The organism is Saccharopolyspora rectivirgula DSM 43747, from assembly GCF_000497205.1.
Taxonomy (GTDB): Bacteria; Actinomycetota; Actinomycetes; order Mycobacteriales; family Pseudonocardiaceae; genus Saccharopolyspora; species Saccharopolyspora rectivirgula.
This window is the reverse complement of the sequence record NZ_AYJW01000025.1, coordinates 1-11,638: the sequence shown is the minus strand read 5'-3', so window position 1 is coordinate 11,638 and position 11,638 is coordinate 1. Positions and strand designations below refer to the sequence as shown.

The 11,638-nt window shown below is 69.2% G+C and carries 9 protein-coding genes; 7 read left to right on the top strand and 2 right to left on the bottom strand.

Features of this window, described 5'->3' with window-relative positions; translation table 11 throughout:
* Positions 1 to 232: 232 nt before the first annotated feature.
* From SREC43747_RS0109030 to hrpA, 4 genes are all read left to right on the top strand, one after another.
* Positions 233 to 1,000 (top strand): ABC transporter ATP-binding protein, encoded by a 768-nt coding sequence (locus tag SREC43747_RS0109030; RefSeq protein WP_051387900.1) that lies wholly within the window; start codon positions 233 to 235, stop codon positions 998 to 1,000.
* A 95-nt stretch (positions 1,001 to 1,095) separates the two neighbouring features.
* Complete coding sequence (locus tag SREC43747_RS0109025; protein WP_029720870.1) at positions 1,096 to 1,878, top strand: enoyl-CoA hydratase/isomerase family protein; 783 nt, start codon at positions 1,096 to 1,098, stop codon at positions 1,876 to 1,878.
* Between the two features lie 66 nt (positions 1,879 to 1,944).
* The gene (locus SREC43747_RS0109020) at positions 1,945 to 3,120 is read left to right on the top strand and encodes a THUMP-like domain-containing protein (RefSeq protein WP_029720869.1); all 1,176 of its coding nucleotides are present in this window, start codon (positions 1,945 to 1,947) and stop codon (positions 3,118 to 3,120) included.
* Between the two features lie 67 nt (positions 3,121 to 3,187).
* Positions 3,188 to 7,108 (top strand): ATP-dependent RNA helicase HrpA, encoded by a 3,921-nt coding sequence (hrpA, locus tag SREC43747_RS0109015; RefSeq protein ID WP_029720868.1) that lies wholly within the window; start codon positions 3,188 to 3,190, stop codon positions 7,106 to 7,108.
* Positions 7,109 to 7,144: 36 nt separating this feature from the next.
* On the opposite strand, the gene SREC43747_RS0109010 is transcribed toward hrpA, so the two are convergent.
* Positions 7,145 to 7,990 carry a DegV family protein gene (locus SREC43747_RS0109010; protein ID WP_029720867.1) on the bottom strand — a complete coding sequence of 282 codons (846 nt, stop codon included), beginning with the start codon at positions 7,988 to 7,990 and terminating at the stop codon, positions 7,145 to 7,147.
* Between the two features lie 279 nt (positions 7,991 to 8,269).
* On the opposite strand from SREC43747_RS0109010, the gene SREC43747_RS0109005 reads away from it, so the two are divergent.
* Both SREC43747_RS0109005 and SREC43747_RS0109000 read left to right on the top strand, forming a co-directional pair.
* On the top strand, positions 8,270 to 9,052 hold the full coding sequence (locus SREC43747_RS0109005; RefSeq protein ID WP_029720866.1) for an electron transfer flavoprotein subunit beta/FixA family protein: 783 nt from the start codon (positions 8,270 to 8,272) through the stop codon (positions 9,050 to 9,052).
* Between the two features lie 36 nt (positions 9,053 to 9,088).
* Positions 9,089 to 10,048, top strand: a complete 960-nt coding sequence (locus SREC43747_RS0109000) for an electron transfer flavoprotein subunit alpha/FixB family protein (protein ID WP_029720865.1) — start codon at positions 9,089 to 9,091, stop codon at positions 10,046 to 10,048.
* 60 nt (positions 10,049 to 10,108) lie between these two features.
* Here the strand turns inward: SREC43747_RS0109000 and rnhA are convergent, their stop codons facing one another.
* The gene (gene rnhA, locus SREC43747_RS0108995; RefSeq protein WP_029720864.1) at positions 10,109 to 10,573 is read right to left on the bottom strand and encodes a ribonuclease HI; all 465 of its coding nucleotides are present in this window, start codon (positions 10,571 to 10,573) and stop codon (positions 10,109 to 10,111) included.
* Positions 10,574 to 10,809: 236 nt separating this feature from the next.
* On the opposite strand from rnhA, the gene SREC43747_RS0108990 reads away from it, so the two are divergent.
* Positions 10,810 to 11,638: cysteine desulfurase family protein (locus SREC43747_RS0108990; RefSeq protein WP_037331657.1), on the top strand; the 829-nt coding region annotated here is incomplete at its 3' end.

Sequence of the window (11,638 nt, the reverse complement as noted above, 5' to 3'; positions counted from 1 at the left end):
GAGCTGATCTTAGTTTCGCGGCGGGTGGTGGGGGTGGTTTCGCGATGATCCGCGGCCGGGGTTTTCCGCTCCCCGCCGCACTGGTCGGCGGGTTCGGGCGGAAGAATAGGCCGGTGGAGGGGACTTGCCGGGGAGACCGCGGCGGTCCGCACGGAGACGAACCGAGACGGCACCACGGGCGCTGTGGTCAGTCACGGCTGGGAGGTTAGACGTGGACGACCTGGTCATCCGCATGGACGGGGTCGGGGTTCGGCGCGGTGGAACCACGCTGCTGTCCGACGTGAACTGGGCTGTGGAGTTGGACGAGCGGTGGGTGGTGCTCGGCCCGAACGGGGCGGGCAAGACCACGATGCTCAAGCTCGCCGCCACCGAGATGTATCCCAGCGAGGGGACGGTGGACGTGCTCGGGGAGCGGTTGGGCCGGACGAACGTGTTCGACCTGCGTCCGCGGATCGGGTTCTGCTCGGGTGCGTTGGCCGCGCGCATCCCCGGGGACGAGCTGGTGAAGGACGTGGTGGTCAGCGCGGGCTACGCGGTCGTCGGCCGGTGGCGCGAGGAGTACGAGGACCTGGACCTGGACCGGGCGCGCGAGCTGCTGGAGCTGCTGGGGATCGGGCACCTGGCGGAGCGCCGGTTCGGCACCCTCTCGGACGGGGAGCGCAAGCGGACCACCATTGCGCGGGCGTTGATGACGGATCCGGAGCTGCTGCTGCTGGACGAGCCGGCCGCCGGTCTGGACCTGGGTGGCCGGGAGGACCTGGTGGCGCGGTTGTCGGGGTTGGCGATGGATCCGGACGCGCCGGCTTCGGTGCTGGTGACGCACCACGTGGAGGAGATCCCGCCGGGCTACACGCACGCGCTGCTGCTGCGGGACGGGCGGATCGTCGCCCAGGGGCTGCTGGACGACGTGCTGACCGCGGACAACCTCTCCAAGACCTTCGACCAGGATCTGGAGGTGCAGCGCAACGGCAGCCGCTATTTTGCCTGGCGGCGCAGCTGAGCATCGGCTGCGGACAGTGATCTGCAACACTGCCGCGCGGGTGGCGCGGCGGTAGCCTGCCTGCACAGGCGGCGGTTCGACGAGGAGGAGGCTGCGTGGGCGAGTTCGTCAGGCTCGAGGTGGACGGTGCGATCGGGACGATCCGGCTGGACCGTCCTCCGATGAACGCGCTGAACCGGCAGATCGAGAAGGAGCTGCGGGAAGCCGCTGTCGAGGCCACCGAGCGCACCGATGTTCGGGCGGTGGTCGTCTACGGCGGTGAGAAGGTGTTCGCCGCGGGCGCCGACATCAAGGAGATGGCCGACATGTCGTATTCGGACATGGTGGCCAAGGAGGCGCGCGGCCTGTCCGACGCGGTGAGCGCGGTGGCGGCGATCCCCAAGCCCACGGTGGCCGCGATCACCGGCTACGCCTTGGGCGGTGGTTTCGAGCTGGCGCTGGCCTGCGACCGCCGCATCGTCGGGGAGAACGCCAAGGTCGGCCAGCCGGAGATCCTGCTGGGCGTGATCCCGGGCGCGGGCGGCACGCAGCGGTTGGCCCGGTTGATCGGCCCCAGCAAGGCCAAGGACATCATCTTCACCGGCCGGCACGTGAAGGCGGACGAGGCACTTTCGCTGGGCATGGTGGACGAGGTCGTTCCGGCCGAGGAGGTCTACCAGGCGGCTCGTCGTTGGGCGGAGCAGTTCGCCGAGGGGCCGGCGCAGGCGTTGGCGGCGGCCAAGGCGGCGATCGACGGTGGCCTGGAGGTCGACCTGGCGACCGGGTTGAAGCTGGAGACCAGTTTGTTCGCCGGGACTTTCGCCACCGAGGACCAGAAGATCGGGATGCGGTCGTTCATCGAGAACGGTCCGGGGAAGGCCAAGTTCACCGGCAAGTGACCGGTTGATGGTGGTTGGCCGGGCTGGTGCGCAGCCCGGCCTCGCTTTTTGGTGTGGAAAGTTTTCGTGGGGTATTCGTTCGACCTGTCCGAAGTGGGGTTCCTGGGGTCGCCTGCCGGGCAGGAGGCGGTGGCTGAGCTGTCCGAGCGGGAGTTGACGGCTGCGTCGCGGTTCTCCGATGTGGCGGTGGCCCGCAAACTGGTGGGGGAGCGTTTCGCGGCCGCGGTGCTGGAGACCGCGGTGCTGCAGCGGCGGGCGGCGGAGAAGCTGGTGGAGGGCCACCGCTGGTTGTTGACCGATGCGGCGCTGCAGCAGGCGACGGCTTCGGTGGTGGCCCGGCACCGGGCCGAGCGGTTGGCCGGGCGGGTGGTGCACGACGTCACCTGCTCGGTGGGGGCGGATCTCTTCGAACTGGCGGCGGTGGCCGAGCGCTGCGTCGGTTCCGATGTGGACGCCGTGCGGTTGGCGATGGCGCGGCACAACCTCGCTGTCTCCGGGCGGTCGGCGGCGTTGCTGTTGGCGGACGCGCTGCGCCCGGTGACCCGGGGCACGGCGGTGGTGGCCGATCCGGCGCGCCGGGACGGTGCTGGCCGGCGGCGCTGGAACCCGGCCGACCTGGTGCCGCCGCTGGACGAGTTGCTGGCGGTGTACGCGGGGCGGGACCTGGTGGTGAAGTCGGCGCCGGGGCTGGATTTCGCCGCGGTGCCGGAGCGGGCCGAGATCGAGCTCGTGTCGCTGCGCGGCCAGGTGCGGGAGGCGTCGCTGTGGTTCGGTTCGCTGGCCAGCGGGGTGCGGCGGCGGGCCACCGTGCTCGCCGCGGACGGCAGCGGCTGGGCGATCACCGATGCGGAACCGGACGAGTGCCCCGCGGGTGAGGTGCGGGAGTGGATCGTCGAACCGGATGGTGCGGTGATCCGCGCCGGGCTGGTGCGGCACTACGCGGCCCGGCACGGGCTGGCGCAGCTGGACCCGCGGATCGCTTTCCTGACCGGGGACCGGCCGCCGAGCGGGGTGCGGGCTTTCCGGGTGGTGGACCACGGCCGCTACAGCGAGAAGGCGTTGCGGGCGCTGCTGCGCCGGCACGAGGTGGGGCGGTTGGAGATCCTGGTGCGCGGGGTGGACGTCGATCCGGATGTGCTGCGCCGCAAGTTGAAGCCGAAGGGGCCGGAGGAGGCCACCGTGGTGCTGACCCGGGTCGGGAACACCGCGATGGCTTATTTGTGCCGCGCTGAGCACGTCTGATTGCGCTGCGTGTTCGGTCGGAAATTGCGCGGAGCGCGCGGAACCTCTTCTCTATGCTGGAACGAGTATGGGTACACCGTCTGTGAAAACATCCCTGGACGAGCTGCGGAACCGGCTGCCGGAGCTGATGCTGCAGGATCAGCGTCGGCTGCAGCGGCGCATCGAGGGGGTGCGCAAGATCCGCAATCCCCAGGCGCGGCAGGCGGTGACCGAGGAGATCTCCTCGGCCGTTGCCGAGGCGGAGCTGCGGGTGCAGCAGCGGCGGGAGAGCATTCCCGAGATCACCTACCCGGAGAACCTCCCGGTCAGCCAGCGGCGGGAGGAGCTGCTGGAGGCGATCCGCGACAACCAGGTGGTGATCGTCGCCGGCGAGACCGGTTCGGGCAAGACGACGCAGCTGCCGAAGATGTGCCTGGAGCTGGGCCGCGGGGTGCGGGGGTTGATCGGGCACACCCAGCCGCGGCGGATCGCCGCCCGGTCGGTGGCTTCCCGGATCGCTGACGAGTTGGGGATCGAGCTGGGCGGCGCGGTCGGCTACCAGGTGCGCTTCACCGAGCGGGCCGGTGAGGACACGCTGGTGAAGCTGATGACCGACGGCATCCTGCTCGCCGAGATCCAGCACGACAAGTTCCTGCGCCGCTACGACACGCTGATCATCGACGAGGCGCACGAGCGAAGCCTGAACATCGACTTCCTGCTGGGCTATTTGAAGCGGTTGTTGCCGCACCGCCCGGATCTGAAGGTCATCATCACGTCGGCGACGATCGATCCGGAGAGCTTTTCCCGGCATTTCAACGACGCCCCGGTGATCGAGGTGTCCGGGCGCACCTACCCGGTGGAGGTGCGCTACCGGCCGCTGGTGGACGACTCGGACGAGACCGAGGACGTGTTCCGGGACCAGACGCAGGCCATTTGCGACGCGGTCGACGAGTTGTGCGCGGAGGGCCCGGGTGACATCCTGGTCTTCCTCAGCGGGGAGCGGGAGATCCGGGACACCGCGGACGCGCTGCGGCAGCAGAACCGGCCGAACACCGAGATCTTGCCGCTGTACGCCAGGTTGTCGGCTTCCGAGCAGAACCGGGTCTTCCAGTCGCACACCGGTCGGCGGATCGTGCTCGCCACCAACGTGGCCGAGACGTCGTTGACGGTGCCGGGCATCAAGTACGTGATCGACCCGGGGACGGCCCGGATTTCCCGGTACAGCTTCCGCACCAAGGTGCAGCGGTTGCCGATCGAGCCGATCTCGCAGGCTTCGGCGAACCAGCGCAAGGGCCGCTGCGGCCGGGTGTCGGAGGGCATCTGCATCCGGTTGTACTCCGAAGAGGACTTCCTGGCCCGCCCGGAGTTCACCGATCCGGAGATCCAGCGGACGAACCTGGCTTCGGTCATCTTGCAGATGACTTCGCTGGGGCTGGGGGACGTGGGGTCGTTCCCGTTCTTGGATCCGCCGGATCGTCGGCAGATCAACGACGGCGTCAACTTGCTGTACGAGCTCGGGGCGTTGGAGAAGACCGGGAAGGGGCACCGGCTCACCGAGATCGGGCGGCGGTTGGCGCAGTTGCCGATCGACCCCAGGCTGGCCCGCATGGTGTTGGCGGCCGAGCGGAACGGTTGCGTGCGGGAGGTCCTGGTCATCGCCGCCGCTTTGTCCATTCAGGACCCGCGGGAGCGGCCGGCGGACCAGCAGCAGGCCGCGGACAGCAAGCACGCCCGGTTCGTGGACAAGGACGCCGATTCGGACTTCCTGACCTACTTGAACCTGTGGCGCTACTTGCGGGAGAAGCAGCGGGAGCTGTCCGGCAACCAGTTCCGCAAGCTGTGCCGGGCGGAGTTCTTGAACTACTTGCGGGTCCGCGAGTGGCAGGACCTGTACCTCCAGTTGCGGCAGCTGGTCAAGGGCATGGGGATGTCCATCAACGACCAGCCGGCGGACCCCGACCTGATCCACCAGTCGCTGCTGGCCGGGCTGCTCAGCCACATCGGGTTGAAGGACGCGGAGAAGAAGTCCTCCGGCCGCGGCCCGCAGGAGTACTTGGGGGCGCGCAACGCCCGGTTCGCGATCTTCCCGGGGTCTTCGCTGGTCAAGAAGCAGCCGCGGTGGGTGATGGCCGCGGAGCTGGTGGAGACGTCCCGGCTGTGGGCCCGGATGGTGGCCAAGATCGAGCCGGAGTGGGCCGAGCGGTTGGCCGGCCACCTGGTGAAGCGGAACTACAGCGAGCCGCACTGGGAGCGCAACCGGGCCGCGGTGGTCGCCTACGAGAAGGTGACGCTGTACGGGGTTCCGCTGGTGGCCTCGCGGAAGGTCAACTACGGGCGGATCGATCCGCAGTTGAGCCGGGAGCTGTTCATCCGGCACGCCCTGGTGGAGGGCGACTGGGACACCGACCACGAGTTCTTCCACCGCAACCGGGAACTGCTGGCGGAAGTGGAGGACCTGGAGGAGCGGACCCGGCGCCGCGACATCCTGGTCGACGACGAAACCCTGTTCGAGTTCTACGACCAGCGCATCGGCGCGGAAGTGGTTTCCGGGCGGCACTTCGACTCCTGGTGGAAGGAGGTCCGCCGCCAGCAGCCCGATCTGCTGAACTTCGAGAAGTCGATGCTGATCAACCAGGATTCCGGGGAGGTCAGCGATCAGGACTACCCGGACTTCTGGGTGCAGGGCCAGCACCGGTTGCGGTTGTCGTACCAGTTCGAGCCGGGGGCCGATGCCGACGGCGTCACCGTGCACGTTCCGCTGGAGCTGCTCAACCAGGTCAGCTCCGACGGGTTCGACTGGCAGATCCCGGGGTTGCGGGAGGAACTGGTCACGGCGCTGTTGAAGTCGCTGCCCAAGCAGTTGCGCCGCAACTTCGTGCCGGTGCCCGACCACGCCAAGGCGGCGCTGCAGCGGATGGACCCGCAGGACGGCCCGCTGCTGGAGTGCTTGACCCGGGCGTTGAAGCAGATGACCGGTGTGGTGGTGCCGGCCGACGCGTGGGATTGGGACCGGGTGCCCGACCACTTGAAGATGACGTTCCGGGTGGTGGGGGCCAAGGGGCGCAAGCTCGGCGAGTCCAAGGACTTGGACCAGTTGAAGGCCGAGTTGAAGCCGAAGCTGCGCGCGGAGATCTCCAAGGCCGGCAAGTCGGTGGAGCAGCGCGGTCTGCGGTCGTGGAGTTTCGGTTCGCTGCCGCGCACTTTCGAGGACCAGCGGTCCGGTCACGCGGTGCGCGCCTATCCGTCCTTGGTGGACGAAGGGGACAGCGTCGCGGTTCGGATGTTCAGCTCCGAGGCGGAGCAGCGCCAGGCGCTGTGGGGCGGCACCAGGCGGTTGTTGGCGTTGAACCTGCCGTCACCGGTGAAGTCGATCCAGCGCGGGTTGAACAGCGGCGAGAAGCTGGTGCTGGGCAGCGCCCCGCACGGGGACGTGGACGCGGTGCTGACCGATTGCGTCAACTGCGCGTTGGACAAGTTGATGGCCGAGAACGGCGGCCCGGTGTGGGACGAGGAGTCGTTCCGCAAGCTGCTGGACGCGATTCGCCCGCGGCTGGGCGAGGTCACCGCCGACACCGTGACCCGGACGGTGCGGATCTTGTCGGTGGCGCAGCGGGTGAACGCCGTGCTGGCCGATCCTCCGAAGAACGTCACCGCCGAGTCCATTGCGGACATGCGGGAGCAGGTGGCGGGCTTGGTCTACCCGGGGTTCGTCACCGCCACCGGGTGGCACCGGTTGCCGCACATCGCCCGGTACTTGCAGGCCGTCGAGGTGCGGTTGGAGAAGGCGCAGTACCACCCGCAGCGGGATTTCGAGTGGATGGACCAGATCCACGAGGTGCAGCAGCGCTACCAGCAGTTGCGGAGGCAGTTGCCGTCCTCGCCCGCGCTGCGGGAGATCGGCTGGATGGTGGAGGAGCTGCGGGTGAGCTTGTTCGCGCAGACGTTGGGGACCGCCCAGTCGGTTTCGGTCAAGCGGATCCACCGGGCGATGGACAAGCTCGCCGGCTAGCCCGGGCCGGGGTGGCCTCGGCCCGGGGCCGGTTCGTCAGTTCACCGGGGAGACGGTCACCCCGAATGCGCCGGGGCCGATGTGGGCGCCCAGGATCGCGCTGGTCTCCACCAGCACGGCCCGGCGGACTTGCGGGATGCGCTTGCGCAGTTCGGTGAGCACCTGTTCGGCGCGGTCGGCGGCTTGGAAGTGCTCCACGCCGATGTCGACCGGATTGTTGCCGGCCCGGCTGACCCCGGCGTCGATGATCTTGTTGATCGCCCGTTCCGGGCCGATGCCCTGCGCGTACTTCTCGAGCTTCCCGTGCTTGAGGATCAGCAGGGGCTTGATGGACAGCGCTTGGCCGAGCATGGCCTGGAGGTTGTTGATCCGGCCGCCGCGGCGCAGGTATTCGAGGGTGTCGACGTAAACCAGCTGGGTGGTGCTGCGCAGGCGCTGCTCCAGCACGTTCATCACCTGCTGCGGGGTGGCGCCGGACGCGGCGGCTTCGGCGGCGGCCACCGCGGAGAAGCCGAGGCTGAGCCCGACCAGCCGGGAGTCGACGACGTAGACCGGGAGGTCGACTTCGGCGGCTGCGCTGCGCGCGGACTTGCAGGTCCGGGAGAGCTGCTCGGAGATGTGCACCGAGATGATCGCCTCCACCCCGGCGGCTGCGGCGTCCATGTAGTTCCAGAAGAAGGCCGGGGACGGTGGTTCGCTGGTCTCGACCGGGACTCCGGCCACCATCGCTTCGGCCAGTTGCGCGTGCGGGATCCGGCGCTCGTCGTTGTGCTCGTCGCCGATTCTCAGTTCGAGCTGCACCACGGGCAGGTGCAGCTTGCTGGCCACGTCCGCTGGGATCGAAGCGGTGGAATCAGTGACGATGGCGACGCGTTGCCTCATGCGGTCAGGCTACTCACCCGGATGTACTACCCATTTCCCCCCGGATTGAAGTGGCCTGGATCGCTTTGTGGCACGAGTCGGTGAAAAGGTGAGTACTCTCACGCGCAAGTCCTGGTTGCCGCTGGGCTACTGACAAGTAACATCCCGGGTGGTATCACGATGCGACAGCATCCGGTGGCCATTCGCGATCACTTATCCGGTGTGGCCGCCAGGTAAATCAAGCAAGCGCTGGGTTGCCCAGCGAGCCGTCGGCAGTCCGCAGGAGGTCGAAGAGGGCCCATGAACATCGTCGTCCTGGTCAAGCAGGTGCCCGACACATATTCCGAGCGGAAACTCACGGAAACCGACCACACGCTCGACCGTGAGTCGGCCGATGCGGTGCTGGATGAGATCAACGAACGGGCCGTTGAGGAAGCGCTGCAGATCAAAGAAGCGCAAGGCGGCGAGGTGACCGTCATCTGCATGGGCCCCGAGCGGGCTACCGACGCCATCCGCAAGGCCCTGTCCATGGGCGCGGACAAGGCGGTCCACCTGGCGGACGAAGCCCTGCACGGCACGGACGCTCCTGCCACGGCTCGCGCGTTGGCGAAGGTCATCGGCACGGTGGACTCGGTGGACCTGGTCATCGCGGGCAACGAGTCCACTGACGGTCGTGCCGGTGCGGTGCCGGCCATGCTCGCCGAGGTGCTGGGCTGGCCGCAGCTGACCTTCGCGCGCAAGGTCGAGACCGACGGCACCACCGTCAAGATCGAGCGGGAAACCGACGCGGGCATCGTCAACCTCGAGGCGAACACGCCTGCGGTCGTGTCGGTGACCGAGAAGATCAACGAGCCGCGGTACCCGTCCTTCAAGGGCATCATGGCCGCGAAGAAGAAGCCGGTCACCGTGTTGAGCTTGGCCGACGCCGGCATCGACGCTTCCGAGGTCGGGCTGGCCAACGCCGCGTCGCAGGTGGTGGCGTCCGCGCCGACGCCGCCGAAGGCAGCGGGTGTGAAGGTCACCGACGAAGGCGAGGGCGGCGTGCAGATCGCCGAGTTCCTTGCCGGTCAGAAACTGCTCTGAAAGTCGTTCACGGAAATCGCGAGGAGGCATTGATTCATGAGTGAGGTTCTGGTCCTCGTTGATCACGTGGGCGGCGAGGTCAAGAAGGTCACCTACGAGCTGCTGACCGCTGCTCGGCGGCTGGGCGAGCCGTCGGCCGTGGTCGTCGGCGAGCCGGGCACCGCTGAGAAGCTCACCGCGGCCCTGGGCTCCTACGGTGCTGCCAAGGTCTACGCGGCGGAGACCGCCGAGGTCGCCCAGTACCTGCTGACGCCGCAGGTCAACGCGCTGGCCGCGCTGGTGGAGCGGACGTCCCCGGCCGCGGTGCTGATCCCGGCTTCGGTGGACGGCAAGGAGATCGCCGGCCGCCTGGCGGTGCGCACCGGCTCCGGTCTGCTCAACGAGGTCGTCGACCTCGACGAGCAGGGGGTGGCCAGCCACTCGCTGTTCGGCGGCTCCTACACCTCGCAGGCGAAGGTGGTCAAGGGCACCCCGGTCATCACCGTCCTGCCGGGCTCCATCGAGGCGGAGCAGGCCAGCGGTGCCGCCGCGGTCGAGCAGGTGGAGGTCCCCGCTTCCGACGCGGCCAAGACCGCCAAGATCACCGGTCGCCAGCCGGCCGAGGCCGGTGACCGCCCGGAGCTGACCGAGGCTTCCGTGGTCGTCTCCGGTGGTCGTGGTGTCGGCTCGGCGGAGAACTTCTCCGTGGTCGAGGCGCTGGCCGACTCGCTGGGTGGTGCGGTCGGCGCGTCCCGCGCCGCGGTGGACTCCGGCTACTACCCGCACCAGTTCCAGGTCGGGCAGACCGGTAAGACCGTCTCGCCGCAGCTGTACATCGCGCTCGGCATCTCGGGTGCGATCCAGCACCGCGCCGGTATGCAGACCTCGAAGACCATCGTGGCGGTCAACAAGGACCCCGAAGCCCCGATCTTCGAGATCGCCGACTACGGCGTGGTCGGCGACCTGTTCCAGGTCGCCCCGCAGCTGACCGAGGAGATCAACAAGCGCAAGGGCTGAGCTGGCGCAGAAGCTCTCCACCAGCGGGCGGGTCGCACCGGCGGCCCGCCCGCTGCGCTTTCAGCGGCCGCCGGCTTCGTCCCGGCCCTTGCAGGCGAGCTCGTCCGCCCGCTCGTTCTCCGGGTGCCCGGCGTGCCCCTTGACCCACTGCCACCGCACCTCGCGGTGCCGGGCGCACTCGGCTTCCAACCGCTGCCACAGCTCGGCGTTCTTCACCGGCTGCTTCGCGGCGGTCCGCCACCCGTTGCGCTTCCACCCCGGCAGCCACTTGGTGATCCCGTTGAGCACGTAGCTGCTGTCGGTGTAGATCCGCACCAGCGGCATCGGGCGGGTGAGCGCCGCCAGCCCCTCGATCACCGCGGTGAGCTCCATCTTGTTGTTCGTGGTGGCCGGGTCCGAGCCGTAGAGCTCCCGCTCGTGCCTGCCGTAGCGCAGGACCACGCCCCAGCCGCCGGGGCCGGGGTTGCCGCTGCAGGCGCCGTCCGGGTAGATCTCCACGCACTCGAGGGCATCGCTGGGCTGCATGCTGTGCAATCTACGGCCGCCCCCGGTCGTCGCGGCGGGCGCACCCCGGAGCGACCGGGCGTTCCCGCGCCGTGCGGGGACGAGCACGTTGGCCGCCGCGCCCGGCGGGGGGCGCCCCGACGGCGCCACCGGCTGGCCGCCTGACCCGCAGGTCTGCGGCAGGAACCGGGTTGACCTGCGCCTTTCATCAGACCGCGGGGTGGGGCGAGCGCGGCCTGCATTACCCTGGACAGACGATGACTTACCTCGACCACGCTGCCACGACACCGATGCGGCCCCGGGCGGCCGCGGTGATGAGCGAAGCGCTGACCATGATCGGCAACGCTTCCTCCCTGCACACCTCGGGCCGGCGGGCTCGTCGGGCAGTGGAGGAGTCGAGGGAGGACATCGCTGACGCGCTGGGCGCCCGGCCGTCCGAAGTGATCTTCACCGGTGGCGGCACCGAAGGCGACAACCTCGCGGTGAAGGGCATCTACTGGGGGCGCCGCAAGGAGGACCCGGCCCGCCGGCGGGTGCTGGCCTCCTCGGTCGAGCACCACGCGGTGCTCGACGCGGTCGAGTGGCTCGCCGAGCACGAGGGAGCCGAGGTCACCTGGCTGCCGGTGGACTCCTGCGGCCGGGTGCAGCCGGAGGTGCTGGAAGAGGCCATCGCCGAGGCGCCGGACGAGGTGGCGCTGGCCACCGTGATGTGGGCGAACAACGAAGTCGGCACGGTGAACCCGATCCGGGAGCTGGCCGAGGTGGCGAACCGCTACGGGGTTCCGCTGCACACCGACGCGGTGCAGGCGGTGGAGACCCTGCCGGTCGACTTCGCGGCCAGCGGCGCGGCGGCGCTCACCATGACCGGGCACAAGGTCGGCGGCCCGTGCGGGGCCGGTGTGCTGCTGCTGGGGCGGGACGTCAAGTGCGTCCCGGTGCTGCACGGCGGCGGCCAGGAGCGGGAAGTGCGGTCGGGGACGATGAACACCCCCGCCGTGCTGGGCCTGGCCGCGGCGGTGCGCGAGGCGGTGGACCAGCGCAGCACCCACGTCCCGCAGCTGACCAAGCTGCGCGACGAGCTGATCG